This is a genomic window from Pseudomonas sp. ASL7, assembly GCF_056680375.1.
This window is the reverse complement of record NZ_CM155279.1, coordinates 71,505-87,191: the sequence shown is the minus strand read 5'-3', so window position 1 is coordinate 87,191 and position 15,687 is coordinate 71,505. Positions and strand designations below refer to the sequence as shown.

Below are 15,687 nucleotides of genomic sequence, written 5' to 3'. Positions count from 1 at the left end.
CGGGTTCTACTGCAGACATCTAGGCCTCGGCCATGAACGGCGTCGGGTCACCGCAACCGACACGGATGACTTCCGGCTCGCCGTCGGCGAGGTTGATCACGGTGGACGCCTTGATCCCGCCGAAACCGCCGTCGATGATCAGCTCGACCTGATGCTCGAGCAACTGACGCATTTCGAAAGGGTCAGTCAACGGGTCGGTGTCGCCGGGCATGATCAGCGTTACGCTCATCAACGGCTCGCCGAGTTCTTCCAGCAGCGCCAACGCAATCGGATGGCTGGGCACGCGCAGGCCGATGGTGCGTTTTTTCGGGTGCAATAACAGCCGAGGGACTTCACGGGTGGCGTTGAGGATGAAGGTGTAAGGCCCCGGCAGGTGCGCCTTGAGCAGGCGGAAGGTGCCGGTGTCGATCTTGGCAAACAGCCCCAATTGCGACAGGTCGCTGCAAATCAGCGCGAAGTTGTGCTTTTCATCCAGCTGTCTCAACCGGCGCACGCGCTCCACGGCATTCTTGTCGCCGATCTGGCAACCAATGGCGTAGGACGAGTCTGTGGGATAAATCACCACCCCGCCGCTGCGGATGATCTCGACAGCCTGTTTGATCAGGCGCGCTTGCGGGTTTTCCGGATGAATCTGGAAAAATTGACTCACATTTTCTACCTGTTCAGACGGCGGCAATAATTGGGTCATGTTTGAATCGACACCACAGTGGCGGCAGATCCTCCGGGAGCGGGCGGTATTCACCGATCTCGGACCAGCCTCCAGGGCCATGAAAATCACTGCCGGCGCTGACCAGCAGACCGAACTCGCGGGCAAGAATCGCGAGGCTGCCCACCTGTTCGGCAGGCTGATGGCCATTGACTACTTCGATCGCGTGGCCTCCCGCTTGAATATAGTCAGAAATCAGGCGACGACGCTTGCTGCGAGTGAAATCGTAATGCCACGGATGCGCCAGGCTGACCCAGGCCTTCGCGGCCCGCAGGGTTTCAACCGTGTCTTCCAGGGTTGGCCAATGTTGCTTGACGTCACCCAACTTGCCGGCGCCCAGCCATTTGCGGAACGCTTCGGCGCGATCCTTGACGAAACCTTCGCGCACCATCCAGTCGGCGAAATGCGGGCGGGCCGGCGCGTTGCCGCTGTCACCCAGCTCCTGCTGGATTTTGCGTGCGCCGTCGAGCGCCCCCGGCATGCCTTTCAACGCCAGCTTGCGGCTTATTTCTTCGGACCGTAGCCAGCGGCCATCGTGTAATTTTGCAATCGCCTCGACCAACGGTGCGGCATTGACATCAAATCCGTAGCCCAACACATGAATGGTCGCGCCGCCCCAGGTACAGGACAACTCGACGCCGTTGACCAGTTGCATACCCAGCGCCGTCGCAGCGCAGCGGGCCTCATCGAGGCCTTCGAGGGTGTCGTGATCGGTCAAGGCCAGGACTTGCACGCCTTTCTCGAACGCACGCGCAACCAGAACTGCAGGCGCGAGAGCGCCATCGGAGGCCGTGCTATGGCAGTGCAAATCAACATTCACGGGGATGTGTTACCTCAAATCAGCTGGCGCTATCGCGCGCCCATATGTTTGTTATTATGCCGCCACATCCTGCTTCTGGCTGCCACTGTGAAACAATTCATCGATTTCATCCCGCTTCTGCTGTTTTTCATTGTCTACAAGCTCGATCCACGGGTCGTTGACGTCGCCGGTCATGAGTTGACGGTGGGTGGCATTTACAGTGCCACCGCGATGCTGATCATCAGCTCCCTCGTGGTGTACGGCACGATCTTCATCAAACAGCGCAAGCTGGAAAAGAGCCAATGGCTGACCCTCGTCGCCTGCCTGGTCTTCGGCAGCCTGACGCTGGCGTTCCACAGCGAGACCTTCCTCAAGTGGAAAGCCCCCGTGGTCAACTGGCTGTTCGCACTGGCTTTCATCGGCAGCCACTTCGTCGGTGATCAACTGCTGATCAAGCGCATCATGGGCCACGCACTGACCCTGCCAGACGGGGTCTGGACTCGCTTGAACATCGCCTGGATTGCGTTTTTCCTGTTTTGCGGTGCCGCCAACCTGTTCGTCGCGTTCACGTTCCAGAGCTACTGGGTCGACTTCAAAGTCTTCGGCAGCCTGGGCATGACGTTGCTGTTCCTGGTCGGCCAGGGCATTTACCTGTCCCGCCACCTGCACGACGCCGATACCACTACGCCAAAAACCGAGGACTGACATGCTTTACGCAATCATTGCCACAGACGTCGCCAACTCCCTGGAAGCCCGCCTGGCCGCCCGGCCTGCGCACCTTGAGCGTCTGCAAGTGCTCAAAGGCGAAGGTCGCATCGTGTTGGCCGGCCCACACCCGGCGATCGACAGCAATGATCCGGGTGCTGCCGGCTTCACCGGCAGCCTGATCGTCGCCGAATTCGATTCCCTGAGCGCCGCCCAGGCATGGGCCGACGCCGATCCGTACATCGCCGCAGGCGTCTACGCCAACGTTTCGGTCAAGCCTTTCAAGCAAGTCCTGCCGTAAAGTCGTTGCGCACGATGAACCTTATCGGTTCATCGTGCGCTCAATCACTCATCATTCCCGTTTGCCTGCCGACAACCTGCCCAATAATTCGATTGGAATCAGGAGTCGCGATGCGCAAGGGTCCGTTGTGTCTGATGTGGGTGACGTTGTCGATCGTGGCTCCCGCTCACGGTGAAGAAAGCGCCAATGGCGGTGGTTCGACACCGTTGTCCTTGAGCGCAGGCAGCCAGATCACCGAGTTGCAACAGCGCTTGAAGGTAAGCGAACAGCAACGAGAAGAACTGAGCAAACAACTGCAAAATACCGATACTGAACGCGAAAGCGCCCAACTGAGCGGGTTGCGCCAAGAGAATCAGCGCCTCAAGCTGCAACTCAAGGAAATCCAGGCCAGCAGTGCTCTGCCACGCCTGTTGACGGATCAGCAGCAATGGTTCGTCATCGGTGGCGGGGTAGCGCTATTGGCCCTGCTCTGCGGTATCTTCGCCAGTGGTGCAAGTCGAAAACGTCGGCAATGGTTAAATTGAGTGAGTAATGAGCGAGCTGTTATTAATTGATGATGACCAGGAGCTGTGTGAGCTCCTGAGCAGTTGGTTGAGCCAGGAAGGTTTCCAGGTTCGCGCCTGCCATGATGGCCAGAGCGCCCGTCGCGCACTGGCGCAAACTGCGCCGGCGGCCGTGGTGCTGGATGTGATGTTGCCTGACGGCAGCGGCCTGGAGCTGCTCAAGCAACTGCGTAGCGATCACCCGGACTTGCCCGTGCTGATGCTGTCGGCCCGCGGCGAACCGCTGGATCGAATCCTCGGCCTGGAGCTCGGCGCCGACGACTACCTGGCCAAACCGTGCGACCCACGGGAACTGACCGCCCGCCTGCGCGCGGTATTGCGCCGCAGCCATCCGGCGGCGGTGTCCAGCCAGATGGAACTGGGCGACCTGTGCTTCAGCCCGATGCGCGGCGTGGTCAGTATCGATGAACAGGAATTCACCCTCACCGTCTCCGAAAGCCGACTGCTCGAAGCCTTGCTCAAGCAACCCGGCGAGCCGCTGGACAAACAGGAACTGGCGCAGATCGCCCTCGGCCGCAAGCTGACCCTGTACGACCGCAGCCTGGACATGCACGTCAGCAACCTGCGCAAAAAAATCGGCCCGCACCCCGACGGCCGCCCACGCATCGTTGCCCTGCGTAGTCGCGGCTATTACTACAGCCTCTGAAGCCCACGATCCGTCAGCTCTGTAGCAGCTGTCGAGCCCCGGCGAGGCTCTGTAGCAGCTGTCGAGCCCCGGCGAGGCTCTGTAGCAGCTGTCGAGCCCCGGCGAGGCTGCGTTCGGCTGCGCAGCAGTCGTAAACCCAAAGTACGCGGTTTTCCTGACGAACCGCAGCGTCTGATTTCACGACTGCTGCGCAGCCGAACGCAGCCTCGCTGGGGCTCGACAGCTGCTACAGAGTCAAACGCAGTTCGCTGGGGCTGGACAGCTGCTACGGAGGTCGCGTTTGGGCGGCAAAATGTTGGATTTGTCAGGTCGCTATAAAATCGTCTTTACCCAAGCTTTACGCTCCGCTGACCGCCGCTGACCTTGATCTCGATAATCTGTACTCATCCGGAACGTACCGGGAACGAGACAAGGAGATTCACCATGCGCAAGACTCTTATCGCTCTGATGTTCGCTGCCGCTCTGCCAACCGTTGCCATGGCAATGCCTGAAGGTTCCGGCCCTATGGACGGTTCGATGGACGGCTCGCGCCACGGCGGTCAGATGCACGAGCACGGTAGAGGCGGCCCGTACAGCCAGCTGGACCTGAGCCGCGAACAGCGTGAGCAGATCCGCAAAATCATGGGCGAGCAGATGCATGATCGCAAACAACTGGTCGAAAAATACCTGGAGAAACTCTCCCCGGCAGACCAGAAAGCCATGAAAGACGAAATGACCGCCAAGCATCAGAAAGCCGTAGCCGATGTACGCGCCGTGCTGAAACCGGATCAACAGAAGAAATTCGACGAGATTCAGAAAAAACAGGCAGAGCGTCGTGCCGAGTGGGCCGAGTTCAAGGCCTGGAAAGCTCAACAGGCGCAAAAAGCGCAATAATGCGCTAAGTCCAGACCCAACGGCTAAACCCCGTTGGGTCTGTTGCCATTCAGTTCAATGTGGGAGCGAGCCTGCTCGCGAATACGGTTTGTCAGGAAAAGCATGTGTTAACTGACACACCGCATTCGCGAGCAGGCTCGCTCCCACATTGGTTTGTGTTTGTTTGAGGATTTTCTGTGCGCTCATTGTTCTGGCGTATTCTGGCCAGCTTCTGGCTGGCCATCGCCCTGGTGGCAGGGCTCTCTATTCTGCTCGGGCACATGCTCAACCAGGACGCGTGGATTCTCAGTCGCCACCCTGGCCTCAACACCCTGGCCCAAGAATGGACGCAAACCTACGAAGCCCGAGGCGAGGAAGCCGCCCAGGACATTCTCGAGCAGCGCAAACGCCAGTATCACATCGACGTTCAAGTCCTCAACGAGAGCGGCGATCCGGTGGTACGCGGTACCTTTCCGCGCCGTGCGGCCGCCTTCGAAGCGCGCCAGAACAACGACGACCGTCGCCTGCCATGGCGTCGTCTGACCGCCGAGTACACCAGCGAAAAAACCGGCGAAACCTACCTTCTTATTTATCGCATCCCGCACCCTGAACTGGATGCATGGCATCGCGAAAGCTTGCTCTGGCCATTGAGTGCGCTGGGTATCGCATTGGTGGTACTGACCCTGTTCAGCTTGCTCGTGACCCTTTCCATCACGCGTCCCCTCAGCCGTTTACGCGGTGCGGTGCACGATCTGGGGCAAACCACCTATCAGCAGAACAGTCTGGTCAAACTGGCGAACCGCCGCGATGAGTTCGGCGTGCTGGCCAACGATTTCAACCGTATGGGCGCACGCCTGCAAAGCCTGATTGGCAGTCAGCGGCAGTTGCTGCGGGATGTGTCTCACGAATTGCGCTCACCCCTCGCTCGGCTGCGCATCGCGCTGGCATTGGCCGAACGGGCCAATCCTGAGGAACGGGAAAAACTCTGGCCGCGCCTCACCCGCGAGTGTGACAGGCTCGAAGCATTGATCAGCGAAATCCTGGTTCTGGCGCGGGTCGACGCCGACAATGCCAGCGCCGAAGACGTTGATCTGAATGCGTTGCTCAACACGCTGCAAAAGGATGCCCAGTTAGGTTCGCCAGAGCAAAACGTTCATCTTGATGCAGAACCGCACCTGAACCTTAAAGGCTGGCCGACAATGATCGAGCGCGCCGTGGACAACCTGCTACGCAATGCCCAACGGTTCAACCCGGTGGGGCAATCGATCGAGTTGCAGGCGGTGCATCAGGGCGAGCGGATTGTGGTCAGTGTGCGTGATCATGGGCCGGGGGTAGATACCGCGCACTTGAATCAGCTGGGCGAACCGTTTTTTCGGGCGCCTGGGCAGACGGCGGCCGGGCATGGCCTGGGATTGGCAATTGCACGTCGTGCAGCGGAGCGGCATGGCGGGAGCCTGGTGTTGGCCAATCATCCGCAAGGCGGGTTTGTTGCCAGCCTGGAATTACCGTTGGTGCCGGGGGCGGTGGTTCAACCGTGACCCCCTGTGGGAGCGAGCCTGCTCGCGAAAGCGGTTTACACCATCAAATAAAGACAGTGAATGTTCCGGCGCTTTCGCGAGCAGGCTCGCTCCCACATTATTTTGATCGACGGCTTCAGGCTTTACCGGGCCAGGCGCTGACGAACTCAGCGAGATCGACTTTCTCCGGCACTCGCGGTTCTTTCTGCGGCGTGCCCAGGTAAAGGAACGCAATCACCTCCTCGCCTGCCTCCAGCCCCAACCCTTTGGCGACATGTGCCGAATAAGCCAGCTCACCCGTGCGCCATACCGCGCCAATGCCTTGCGCGTAAGCCGCCAGCAAAATCCCGTGGGCCGCACAGCCAGCCGCCAGCAATTGCTCGGACTTCGGGTATTTGACGTGATCCTGCAAACGCGCGATCACCACCACAACCAGCGGCGCGCGCAGTGGACCATTGCGAGCCTTGTCCAGCGCCGCTTCGGACACCTCGTTGTCTTGCAATTTCGCAGCTTCGGCCAGCAACTCGCCCATTTGCTCACGCGCCGCGCCTTCGACTGTCAAAAACCGCCATGGCTGCAGGTGGCCGTGGTCGGGCGCACGCATCGCGGCGGCAAACAGCACCTCACGTTGTTCTGCGGTCGGTGCTGGCTCCAGCAGTCGCGGGACGGAAACACGGTTGAGCAAAGCGTCGAGAGCCTGCATCGGCTACCTCCTGAAAAAATTGTCCGGCTATTCTAGCGGTATCCCGCACCGGCATGCCGGTTTACATGCCCCGCCCCGCAGGTAGAATGGCGCCCTTCCCTACAGCCCGAGCGGACCTCATGGCGTTGCCGACCTTACGGATCATTGGTTTCATCATCGGCATCTTCCTGATAACCCTGGCCATCGCCATGGTCGTGCCCATGGCCACACTGGTGATCTTCGATCGCACCAGCGACCTGCCATCGTTTCTCTGGGCCAGCATCATCACGTTTGTCGCCGGTCTGGCCCTGGTCATCCCCGGGCGCCCCGAACACATTCACCTGCGCCCGCGAGACATGTACCTGCTGACCGTCAGCAGCTGGCTGGTGGTGTGCATTTTCGCCGCGCTGCCGTTCCTCTTGACCCAGCGCATGAGCTACACCGACTCGTTCTTCGAAAGCATGTCCGGCATCACGGCCACCGGTTCCACCGTGCTCAGCGGCCTGGACACCATGTCTCCCGGCATCCTGATGTGGCGCTCCTTGTTGCACTGGATCGGAGGCATCGGCTTTATCGGCATGGCGGTCGCCATTCTGCCAATGCTGCGTATCGGTGGCATGCGGCTGTTTCAGACCGAGTCGTCGGACCGCTCCGAAAAGGTCATGCCCCGTTCGCACATGGTGGCGCGTTTGATCGCGGCGGCCTACGTCGGCATTACCATTTTGGGCAGTCTCGCACTGTGGTGGGCGGGCATGAGCCCGTTCGATGCGATCAACCACGCGATGTCAGCGATTTCCACCGGCGGTTTTTCCACTTCCGACCAGTCCCTGGCCAAGTGGACACAACCGGCGGTGCACTGGGTGGCGATTGTCATCATGATTCTCGGCAGCCTGCCCTTCACCTTGTACGTAGCGACCTTGCGCGGCAACCGTCGAGCATTGATCAAGGACCAGCAGGTTCAAGGCTTTCTCGGCATGTTACTGGTGACGTGGCTGGTGCTGGGCACCTGGTACTGGTGGACGACCAAGATGCACTGGCTGGACGCGTTGCGACACGTGGCGCTGAACGTGACTTCGGTCGTCACGACCACAGGTTTCGCACTGGGGGACTACAGCCTGTGGGGCAACTTCTCACTGATGCTGTTCTTCTATCTGGGCTTTGTAGGGGGGTGCTCGGGTTCGACCGCCGGCGGGATCAAGATTTTCCGCTTCCAGGTCGCTTACATTCTGCTCAAGGCCAACCTTAACCAGTTGATTCACCCGCGCGCGGTGATCAAGCAGAAGTACAACGGTCACCGTCTCGATGAAGAAATTGTGCGTTCGATCCTGACGTTTTCGTTTTTCTTCGCCATCACCATCTGCGTGATCGCGTTGCTGCTGTCGCTGCTCGGCGTGGACTGGATGACCGCCCTCACGGGCGCGGCCAGTACCGTGTCCGGCGTCGGTCCGGGACTGGGCGAGACCATTGGCCCGGCCGGTAACTTCGCCACCCTGCCGGATGCCGCCAAGTGGATTCTGTCGTTCGGCATGTTGCTGGGCAGACTGGAGATCATTACGGTGTTTGTGCTGTGTATTCCGGCGTTCTGGCGTCATTGAGCAGCGCAGGCGCTGCCATTAGCCGCATCCGGTATTCGCCGGGAGTGACGTCGAACCAGCGTCGGAAGGCGCGGAAAAAGTTGCTCGGATCGGCGAACCCCAACAGGTAGGCAATTTCCAGCAGCGTCATGTTCGGTTGCGCCAGGTATTGCTCAGCCAATTCCCGTCGGGTGTCGTCCAGCAACGTCTGGAAACTCGTGCCCTCCTCCTGCAAACGCCTTTGCAAGGTGCGTTGTGACAGGTGCAGCGTCTGCGCCACGGTATCGCGTTTGGGCTCGCCCTGGGGCAGCAACCGGCATAGCACCTGGCGCGCCTTGTGGGTCACGCGGGACTCGGAAAACCGGGCCAGGTATTCGCCTGCGAAGCGGTCATGCAGCAGTGCCATCGCCTCGTTGGCGGTCGGCAGCGGCGCTTCCATGTCCGCGCGTTCGAAAATCAGCGCATCGTAAGGCGCGTTGAACACCAACGGCGCATGGAACGCTTGCTTGTAGGGTTCGAGATTGGCGGGCTCATCGCCCTGCACCAGCACCTTGCGCGGTTGCAGGGTGCGCCCGGTCAACCAGCCGCACAGCGCCAGCGCACAGGCCAGTGAGGCCTCGGCACTCTGCCGGGTCGGCGGCAGGTGATCGCCATGCACGGTCAAAATCAGCGCATAGCCCTCCTCCAATAGCCGGAAACTCAGGTCAGCACTTTCGGCAATGATCCGTTGATAACGCACCAGTCGCTGAAAGCCTTCAGCCAGGGTCTGGCTGGACATCAAGGCGTAACCCGCCACATGAAAAGAGGCCGGTCGCACCACTTTGCCCATGTTCAGGCCAATCGCCGGATTGCCGGACAGCTCGACCGCGCGCTGCCAGAGTCGTGTCATGGAATCTTGAGGGAAGCGCGCGTCCGGATCATCCAGTGACGCGTAGTCGAGCCCCAGTTGATTGAACAGAACCCGGCAATCCAGGCCGTCCATCTCCAGTGCTTTGACAATCCCCATCGCCCAGCTTGCAGAAGTCGTTCGTTCGCTCATGGCGTTTACTGTCTTGATGAGCCGTCTACCGCGGCAAATTTGCGAAGGATACTAAAGTGGCGCCTATTGTCACTGGCTGATGCCACTGTTCACTCTAGACTCAAATAAGCACCCCGCAGAACAAGTTGCAGTCATAACAGTAACCACAGAGATGGCAGTCGTGGAAAACATCAAGCGCTTCAACAGCTTCGCTGAGTTCTACCCGTATTACCTCAGCGAACACAGCAACAGCGCCTGCCGACGATTGCACTTCATCGGCACGACGCTGGTCATCTTCATTTTGGCCCTGACGGTCGGCAAAGGCGCGTGGCTGTTCTTATGGGCCCTGCCGTTGGCCGGTTACAGCTTCGCCTGGGTCGGTCATTTCTTCTTCGAGAAGAACCGTCCTGCAACCTTCCAACACCCGCTTTACAGCCTGATCGGCGATTTCGTCATGTACCGCGACATGATTCTGGGTCGCGTGCCGTTCTAGGTGCAATCAGTCGCCCGAGGAAAGCCGATGAATGCCAATGCCCGTTTTACCCATATGCAGGACGGCACGCAGGAAGACTGGGCGATCATTGCTGCAGATTTCAGTGCCTACGCCCGACAATTGCCGACCCGGATTGTGGCGCACCTGAAATTGCTTGAGGGTGACTTTGGTGGCTTCCCGGTGGATCGCCTGACCCATTCCCTGCAAACCGCCAGCCGTGCCTGGCGCGATGGCCGCGACGAGGAATATGTGGTTTGCGCGCTGCTTCATGACATCGGTGACACCCTGGGTTCCTATAACCACCCGGACATCGCAGCGGCCATTTTGAAACCGTTCGTCAGTGCCGAAAACCTGTGGATGGTGGAGAAACACGGGATTTTCCAGGGGTATTACTTCTTCCATCATTTGGGCATGGACCGGCATTTGCGCGAGCAATTCAGTGGACATCCGCAGTATCAGGCGACCATCGAATTCTGCGCCAAATACGATGCGGCGGCGTTTGATCCGGCTTACGAGCCGCTGCCGCTGAGCTTCTTTGAGCCGATGATGGAGCGGTTGTTTGCGCGGCCCAAGCATTCAATTTACATAGCGGCGATGGAAGAATATTCGCCAGCCTGATCAATCCAGCGGGACCGCTGCGCGATCCATCGCGAGCAGGCTCGCTCCCACAGTTGACCGAACTCTCTCGTTAGACACGGCTCAATGTGGGAGCGAGCTTGCTCGCGATGGGCCAGACCAGGCACCTGACTTTTAGGTCGGTTCTGCAACCTTCACCGCCTTCAACTCAGCCTCACGCGCCTGGGCGTCCGCCAACCGATACAACTCGATCGAGCCATCCCAATGCTCGATCAAGGCTGTGCACGACTCCACCCAATCCCCGCAATTGAGATAGTCCACCCCGCCAACCTTGCGAATCTCGGCATGGTGAATGTGCCCGCACACCACCCCATGCAACTCGCGTTTGACGCACTCATGGGCGATGGCTTCTTCGAAGTCGCTGATGAAGCTGACCGCCGTCTTCACCTTGTGCTTGAGATAGGCCGACAGTGACCAGTAACCGTAGCCATAACGGGCGCGCCAATGGTTGAGCCAGCGGTTTAGGGTCAGGGTGAATTCGTAGGCCGAGTCGCCAAGAAAGGCCAGCCAGCGGTGATAGCGGGTGATCACATCGAACTGGTCGCCATGGATCACCAGCAAGTGACGGCCATCGGCCGTCACGTGCACGGCTTCATCCACCAATTGGATGTTACCCAGTATCAGCTTCGAATAACGGCGCAGAAACTCGTCGTGATTGCCGGTGACATAGATCACTTCGGTGCCGCGCTTGCTCATGGTCAACAAGCGGCGAATCACATTGGTGTGCGCCTGAGGCCAGTACATGCCGCCGCGCAGTTTCCAGCCATCGATGATGTCACCGACCAGGTAGATCTTGTCCGCGTGGTAACCCTTGAGAAACCGCGACAGGTGGTCGGCCTGACAATCACGAGTCCCCAGATGCACGTCGGAAATCCACAAAGTGCGCACTCGTTGCTTACGGCTGGGTTTGGCGAACTCGGCGCTGGTCATGGACAACCCTCTTATCAAGTTTTGGCAAGCGTGCGCCGATCGGGTTAATTGCCCATGACAGTGGCGAGTCAATCCTGTGACAGTTCCCGGCCGGTGTAGACTGGCCGCATCTTGACCAGGAGACCTGCGATGAGACCGATCCTCACGCTACGCCAGTACACCCAAGACCTGATCGTCCACAGCCATGACCATGCCCAACTGGTGTTCGGGCTCTCGGGCGCGCTGGATTTCGAGGTCGATGGCCGTGGCAGCCAGGTGATTCAGCAGAGTTTCGTGGTCGTGCCCGCAGGATTCCATCACGCCTGCGGCAGCAGCAATGGCAGCCGCTGCCTGGTGCTGGATGTGCCGAGCGATCAATGGATTTCTCAGTCGTTGGGGGATCACGCCGACGCCAGCCGTCGATTGCTCGACAACGCCGGGCGCCTGCCGCTGGATGCCGGGCAAAGCCAATTGGTGAGTTGGCTGGCCGCAAGCCAGGTCAGCGACCCGTTGATCGCGCAGCAAGGTGCGGTGCTGTTGTTGGCCAGTCTCAATAATGCTCAACCTGAAGTCGTGGGCGGTCGGCGCCTGCCCTATGCCGCACTGAATGCGCACATCGATCAGTACGCGGCCTATCCGCTGCAAGTGGCGGATCTGGCTCGCGTGGCCGGCCTGTCCAGCGCTCGATTGCATGCCAGGTTCGTGGCCGAGTGTGGACAGACACCGATGGATTACATTCGCAGTCGACGATTGCACCGGGCAGTCGGGCTGTTGCGGGATTCGGCACTGCCCATTGGCGAGATTGCCAATCGGGTCGGTTACAGCTCTCAAAGTGCCTTCGCTGCGGCGGTGTTGCGGGAGTTTGGTGCGTCGCCCGGAAAATTGCGCCGCGAGGCTCACGACAAAAGACGATAGCCTGGCGACAGACGTAGCTGGCTTCACACGGTTCAATGTAGGAGCGAGCTTGCTCCGGGCGGCGTTCCGACGAAGGATGTTAACGATAACGCGCTCTTTCTGAATAAACGCGGTGTTCTCAAGTCTTTCGCGAGCAAGCTCGCTCCTACAGGGGCGGCAGTATCAGTCCGCCTGGCTCTATACGTTTATCAAGGATTGCAATGACTCCCCGTACCGCCCTTGGCGCCCTGCATATCGGCGCACTGATGTTCGGCCTGACCGGAGTGTTCGGCAAACTCGCTGCCGCCTCACCCGCCGTCATCGTCTTCGGTCGCGCCGCGTTCGCGGTGCTGGCGCTGGCGGTTTTCGCGCGGTTCGCCGGACATACACGCTGGCAGAAACTCGAAGCCGTGGACTGGCGCCGGCTATTACTCAGCGGCTTGCTGCTAGCCGGACATTGGGTGAGCTTTTTCATTGCCGTGAAAGTCGCCGGCGTGGCGATCGCAACCTTGGGTTTTGCCAGTTTCCCGGCGTTTACCGTGATCCTCGAAGGGCTGATCTTCCGCGAGCGCATTCGCGCCAACGAAATCCTGCTGGTGGTGCTGGTGACCGTTGGGCTGGTGCTGGTGACGCCTGACTTCGACATGGCCAGCAGCGCCACCACCGGTCTGCTTTGGGCGGTGGGATCAGGTTTGCTGTTCGCCCTGCTATCGCTGACCAACCGAGCCAGCTCCGGGCGAGTTGCGCCGGTACAGGCCGCGCTGTGTCAGAACGTAGTCGTCGCACTGTGCCTACTGCCGGTGGCGGCACCACAGCTGAACGAAGTGCACGCCCTCGACTGGCTGTGGATTGGTCTGCTCGGGGTGTTCTGCACGGCCGTCGCTCACAGCCTGTTCGTCGCCAGCCTGGCAGTGATCAAGGCGCGGACCGCCGCCGTGGTGTTCGCCCTGGAGCCGGTGTATGGCATTACCGTGGCCTGGCTGCTGTTCAACGAAAACCCGACGCTACGCATGCTGATGGGCGGCGCGTTGATCATCGTGGCAATCGTAGTGTCCAGCAGGCTGTCGGGTGGCTCCAGCAAGAAGATCGTCGCCGCAGAAGCCGCGTCTCATTGAGTGCGGTCGTTGTGTCCAAGGTCGCGGTCCGGATCGATCTGATCACGGACCCGCTGCTTGAGTACCTTGGCCTCGGGAAAACCACCGTCTGCCTTGCGCTCCCAGAGCTGCACATCGTCACAGAAAATGTGAAAGACCCCACCGGTGCCGGGCACCAGGGAGACCTTGCCCAAATCGTCACCGAAAGTGCTGAGCAGTTCCTGGGCCAGCCAGGCCGCACGCAACAGCCACTGGCATTGCGTGCAATAGGTGATGACGATTTCCGGTTTGCGTGCAGTCATGATCGGCGAAGCTCCTGAGTCCGAGGGCGTCGCTATGATAGCCCGGTCAACAGGTTCCGGGCCGTCTGCTTGAGCGGTTCGTTACCCTCCTTGAGTAACTCGTTGAGCAACTCGATGGCGCTGTCCAGGTTGCCGTCATCGATGCAGTTCTGCGTTTGTTCCAGTTTGCCGGTGCTGCAGGGCTCCGCCGGCGCCAGGCTCAATGGTTCAAGCGCCAGCGACTCGCCGGGATCGGTGAATTCGTTGAGAAAGTGATCGTCCAGGGCGGCGGAAAAGGTGTTTTCAAAGGGGCTGATCTGGTCCCAACCCGAATCCATCGACAGGTCATCCAGGTTCAACCGGAATTCATCGATGGGCGCCGGTTCGTTTGTCGCAGCGCCAGGGGGCGCGAAGGTCGCTGTGGCGGCCAAAGGCAACACAATGCTCAATGTCGGCAGTTCCGGCTGATGCCGCGCCGACAGTTCGAGTGCAGGGTCGGGCACCGTCTGAACCTGCTGTCGGTGGCGACGAATAAACAGCCCCGGCAATAATAAACATACCAGCGCCAACAACCCGAAAATCAGCGGCCAGTGGCTCGCTTCGGCCTCTTCGACAACGGGAGCGGGCACTGACGCAACGGCGACCGGCGTCACTGCTGGCGCCTGTTTAATCTCTGCCAATTGAGTGTGCAGGTCGGTGACCTGTTTTTTCTGGCCGGCGATCTGCTCGTCCTGACCCTGAACCGTCGCCTTCAGCTCATCAATGGTTGTTTGTAGCTGCTGGTTCTGCAGCACGCTGGCCGCCAGTTGCTCGACAAGGGGATCAACCACCGGCACGGGGGCAGGCTCGTCGACCCGTGGGATTACCGGCTTCTTGCTCTTCGGCGCAGGAACCAGCGCAACGGCCGGTTCGACCGTCGGGAATGCAGAAGACTGGGAACGGGCAATCGGCTCGTCAGCGACCGGATCAATCCCCGGCGCCCCTGGCAGATCGATAAGCACTGTGTACTCACGCAGCAAACGCCCATTGGGCTGGTTGAGCTGCACGAGGAAATTCAGGAATGGTTCATTGACCGGTTTGTTGGAACTCACCCGGATCAGGCTGCGGTTACCCCGCAGGATCGGTGTGAACTTCAGGTCGTTGAGGAAGAACATCCGGTCGACGCCAGCGCGGCTGAACTCCTGCGCCGTCGCCAGTTTGACTGACAGTTCGCCCTCCTCCAGTCCCGCCGTATCGACCAGGGCGATGTCGGCACGTAACGGCTGATTCAGCGCGGAATGCACGGTGATATCACCCAGGCCCAACGCGGGTGTCAATGCCGAGTAAGTGCCAGCACCACCGACCAGCAGCAGCCTGGCGCAACACCGCAATACAACGTGCCAACTCTCAAGCATGAGCATCCCTTTAGATAACCAGAACCAACCTGTGCGTGTTCGCACATCCGTTACGAACACGGTATTGCCTGGTAGTTCTTTATAGTCTGCCCAACGGGGTGCCTCTAAAAACCTGGCGTGCGGTTATGCCTCAAGACTTTTCCAGGTTGGCCAGGATGTGCCCGTGAACCCGCATGCAGGTCTTCAAGTCCGCCTCATCAACGCCTTCGAACAGCTCATGGCGCAGTTGGTGGGCAATGGTTTCAATTTGTTCGATCAGGGGACGTGCCGGGGCACAGAGAACGATTTTTTTTGCGCGGCGGTCTTCCAGCACCGATTGGCGTTGCACCAGGCCTTGGGCTTCAAGGCTGTCGAGCAGGCGGGCCAGGGTCGGCCCTTCAACGCCAACGCTTTGCGCCAGTTCACGTTGGGTCGGAGCTTCGTCGAATCGCGCCAGGTGCAGCAGTACCAGCCAGCGTGCCTGGGACAGCCCGAGGCCGGCCAGTCGGCGGTCCAGTTCGGCACGCCAGCCGCGCGACATCTGGGCCAGTTGCATGCCAAAGCGGTGTTGATCGGTTAACGGCATAAAAAACTCATGGTTAGACTGAAATAGAGAAAAACTAATTATTAGTCAGCTAAGCATG

The 15,687-nt window shown here is 59.8% G+C and carries 19 protein-coding genes; 11 read left to right on the top strand and 8 right to left on the bottom strand.

Annotated elements, in window-relative coordinates:
• Positions 1 to 19 precede the first annotated feature (19 nt).
• Entirely contained in the window at positions 20 to 649 is a 630-nt protein-coding gene (locus tag AC1MDT_RS00395; RefSeq protein WP_414906164.1) for an L-threonylcarbamoyladenylate synthase, read from the bottom strand.
• A 13-nt stretch (positions 650 to 662) separates the two neighbouring features.
• Positions 663 to 1,526, bottom strand: a complete 864-nt coding sequence (locus AC1MDT_RS00390; RefSeq protein WP_480420191.1) for a PHP domain-containing protein — start codon at positions 1,524 to 1,526, stop codon at positions 663 to 665.
• A gap of 87 nt (positions 1,527 to 1,613) precedes the next feature.
• Here AC1MDT_RS00390 and AC1MDT_RS00385 point away from each other — a divergent pair, with 87 nt between their 5' ends.
• The 6 genes from AC1MDT_RS00385 to AC1MDT_RS00360 all read left to right on the top strand — a co-directional run bounded on the left by AC1MDT_RS00385 (position 1,614) and on the right by AC1MDT_RS00360 (position 6,110).
• Positions 1,614 to 2,210 carry a septation protein A gene (locus AC1MDT_RS00385; protein ID WP_480420190.1) on the top strand — a complete coding sequence of 199 codons (597 nt, stop codon included), beginning with the start codon at positions 1,614 to 1,616 and terminating at the stop codon, positions 2,208 to 2,210.
• 1 nt (position 2,211) lies between these two features.
• The gene (locus tag AC1MDT_RS00380; protein ID WP_110967016.1) at positions 2,212 to 2,511 is read left to right on the top strand and encodes a YciI family protein; all 300 of its coding nucleotides are present in this window, start codon (positions 2,212 to 2,214) and stop codon (positions 2,509 to 2,511) included.
• 110 nt (positions 2,512 to 2,621) lie between these two features.
• The gene (locus AC1MDT_RS00375; RefSeq protein WP_480420189.1) at positions 2,622 to 3,035 is read left to right on the top strand and encodes an SH3 domain-containing protein; all 414 of its coding nucleotides are present in this window, start codon (positions 2,622 to 2,624) and stop codon (positions 3,033 to 3,035) included.
• Positions 3,036 to 3,042: 7 nt separating this feature from the next.
• A complete protein-coding gene (locus AC1MDT_RS00370) occupies positions 3,043 to 3,720 on the top strand; it encodes a response regulator transcription factor (protein ID WP_480420188.1) in 678 nt (225 codons plus the stop codon).
• A gap of 423 nt (positions 3,721 to 4,143) precedes the next feature.
• On the top strand, positions 4,144 to 4,593 hold the full coding sequence (locus tag AC1MDT_RS00365; RefSeq protein ID WP_480420187.1) for a Spy/CpxP family protein refolding chaperone: 450 nt from the start codon (positions 4,144 to 4,146) through the stop codon (positions 4,591 to 4,593).
• A gap of 176 nt (positions 4,594 to 4,769) precedes the next feature.
• Positions 4,770 to 6,110 carry a sensor histidine kinase gene (locus tag AC1MDT_RS00360; protein ID WP_480420186.1) on the top strand — a complete coding sequence of 447 codons (1,341 nt, stop codon included), beginning with the start codon at positions 4,770 to 4,772 and terminating at the stop codon, positions 6,108 to 6,110.
• 115 nt (positions 6,111 to 6,225) lie between these two features.
• Here the strand turns inward: AC1MDT_RS00360 and AC1MDT_RS00355 are convergent, their stop codons facing one another.
• Positions 6,226 to 6,792, bottom strand: a complete 567-nt coding sequence (locus AC1MDT_RS00355; protein WP_480420185.1) for a nitroreductase family protein — start codon at positions 6,790 to 6,792, stop codon at positions 6,226 to 6,228.
• A gap of 119 nt (positions 6,793 to 6,911) precedes the next feature.
• On the opposite strand from AC1MDT_RS00355, the gene AC1MDT_RS00350 reads away from it, so the two are divergent.
• Positions 6,912 to 8,366, top strand: a complete 1,455-nt coding sequence (locus AC1MDT_RS00350; protein ID WP_480420184.1) for a TrkH family potassium uptake protein — start codon at positions 6,912 to 6,914, stop codon at positions 8,364 to 8,366.
• Here AC1MDT_RS00350 and AC1MDT_RS00345 read toward each other — a convergent pair.
• Entirely contained in the window at positions 8,323 to 9,384 is a 1,062-nt protein-coding gene (locus tag AC1MDT_RS00345) for an AraC family transcriptional regulator (RefSeq protein WP_480420183.1), read from the bottom strand. The two genes, AC1MDT_RS00350 and AC1MDT_RS00345, sit on opposite strands and share 44 nt — an antisense overlap.
• A gap of 160 nt (positions 9,385 to 9,544) precedes the next feature.
• On the opposite strand from AC1MDT_RS00345, the gene AC1MDT_RS00340 reads away from it, so the two are divergent.
• Complete coding sequence (locus AC1MDT_RS00340; protein WP_480420182.1) at positions 9,545 to 9,856, top strand: Mpo1-like protein; 312 nt, start codon at positions 9,545 to 9,547, stop codon at positions 9,854 to 9,856.
• A gap of 27 nt (positions 9,857 to 9,883) precedes the next feature.
• A complete protein-coding gene (locus tag AC1MDT_RS00335; protein WP_480420181.1) occupies positions 9,884 to 10,474 on the top strand; it encodes an HD domain-containing protein in 591 nt (196 codons plus the stop codon).
• Between the two features lie 132 nt (positions 10,475 to 10,606).
• Here the strand turns inward: AC1MDT_RS00335 and AC1MDT_RS00330 are convergent, their stop codons facing one another.
• Positions 10,607 to 11,422 carry a UDP-2,3-diacylglucosamine diphosphatase gene (locus tag AC1MDT_RS00330; protein WP_480420180.1) on the bottom strand — a complete coding sequence of 272 codons (816 nt, stop codon included), beginning with the start codon at positions 11,420 to 11,422 and terminating at the stop codon, positions 10,607 to 10,609.
• A gap of 129 nt (positions 11,423 to 11,551) precedes the next feature.
• Between AC1MDT_RS00330 and AC1MDT_RS00325 the strand changes: the two genes are divergently transcribed.
• Positions 11,552 to 12,316 carry a helix-turn-helix transcriptional regulator gene (locus tag AC1MDT_RS00325; protein WP_480420179.1) on the top strand — a complete coding sequence of 255 codons (765 nt, stop codon included), beginning with the start codon at positions 11,552 to 11,554 and terminating at the stop codon, positions 12,314 to 12,316.
• A gap of 200 nt (positions 12,317 to 12,516) precedes the next feature.
• Positions 12,517 to 13,410: a DMT family transporter gene (locus AC1MDT_RS00320; protein WP_480420178.1), complete on the top strand. Its 894-nt coding sequence runs from the start codon at positions 12,517 to 12,519 to the stop codon at positions 13,408 to 13,410.
• Here AC1MDT_RS00320 and AC1MDT_RS00315 read toward each other — a convergent pair.
• The 3 genes from AC1MDT_RS00315 to AC1MDT_RS00305 all read right to left on the bottom strand — a co-directional run bounded on the left by AC1MDT_RS00315 (position 13,404) and on the right by AC1MDT_RS00305 (position 15,629).
• On the bottom strand, positions 13,404 to 13,691 hold the full coding sequence (locus tag AC1MDT_RS00315) for an Rdx family protein (RefSeq protein ID WP_007895010.1): 288 nt from the start codon (positions 13,689 to 13,691) through the stop codon (positions 13,404 to 13,406). The genes AC1MDT_RS00320 and AC1MDT_RS00315 overlap by 7 nt on opposite strands.
• 32 nt (positions 13,692 to 13,723) lie before the next feature.
• Positions 13,724 to 15,064, bottom strand: a complete 1,341-nt coding sequence (locus tag AC1MDT_RS00310; RefSeq protein ID WP_480420177.1) for a motility hub landmark protein FimV — start codon at positions 15,062 to 15,064, stop codon at positions 13,724 to 13,726.
• A gap of 130 nt (positions 15,065 to 15,194) precedes the next feature.
• Positions 15,195 to 15,629, bottom strand: a complete 435-nt coding sequence (locus AC1MDT_RS00305; protein ID WP_480420176.1) for a MarR family transcriptional regulator — start codon at positions 15,627 to 15,629, stop codon at positions 15,195 to 15,197.
• Positions 15,630 to 15,687: the final 58 nt, after the last annotated feature.

Bases quoted from the DNA above. Each gene is read 5' to 3' on its own strand.
- AC1MDT_RS00355 (WP_480420185.1), bottom strand. From the start codon at position 6,792: ATGCAGGCTCTCGACGCTTTGCTCAACCGTGTTTCCGTCCCGCGACTG.
- AC1MDT_RS00315 (WP_007895010.1), bottom strand. From the start codon at position 13,691: ATGACTGCACGCAAACCGGAAATCGTCATCACCTATTGCACGCAATGC.
- AC1MDT_RS00365 (WP_480420187.1), top strand. From the start codon at position 4,144: ATGCGCAAGACTCTTATCGCTCTGATGTTCGCTGCCGCTCTGCCAACC.
- AC1MDT_RS00370 (WP_480420188.1), top strand. From the start codon at position 3,043: ATGAGCGAGCTGTTATTAATTGATGATGACCAGGAGCTGTGTGAGCTC.
- AC1MDT_RS00320 (WP_480420178.1), top strand. From the start codon at position 12,517: ATGACTCCCCGTACCGCCCTTGGCGCCCTGCATATCGGCGCACTGATG.
- AC1MDT_RS00380 (WP_110967016.1), top strand. From the start codon at position 2,212: ATGCTTTACGCAATCATTGCCACAGACGTCGCCAACTCCCTGGAAGCC.
- AC1MDT_RS00335 (WP_480420181.1), top strand. From the start codon at position 9,884: ATGAATGCCAATGCCCGTTTTACCCATATGCAGGACGGCACGCAGGAA.
- AC1MDT_RS00325 (WP_480420179.1), top strand. From the start codon at position 11,552: ATGAGACCGATCCTCACGCTACGCCAGTACACCCAAGACCTGATCGTC.
- AC1MDT_RS00305 (WP_480420176.1), bottom strand. From the start codon at position 15,629: ATGCCGTTAACCGATCAACACCGCTTTGGCATGCAACTGGCCCAGATG.
- AC1MDT_RS00345 (WP_480420183.1), bottom strand. From the start codon at position 9,384: ATGAGCGAACGAACGACTTCTGCAAGCTGGGCGATGGGGATTGTCAAA.
- AC1MDT_RS00350 (WP_480420184.1), top strand. From the start codon at position 6,912: ATGGCGTTGCCGACCTTACGGATCATTGGTTTCATCATCGGCATCTTC.
- AC1MDT_RS00375 (WP_480420189.1), top strand. From the start codon at position 2,622: ATGCGCAAGGGTCCGTTGTGTCTGATGTGGGTGACGTTGTCGATCGTG.
- AC1MDT_RS00310 (WP_480420177.1), bottom strand. From the start codon at position 15,064: ATGCTTGAGAGTTGGCACGTTGTATTGCGGTGTTGCGCCAGGCTGCTG.
- AC1MDT_RS00330 (WP_480420180.1), bottom strand. From the start codon at position 11,422: ATGACCAGCGCCGAGTTCGCCAAACCCAGCCGTAAGCAACGAGTGCGC.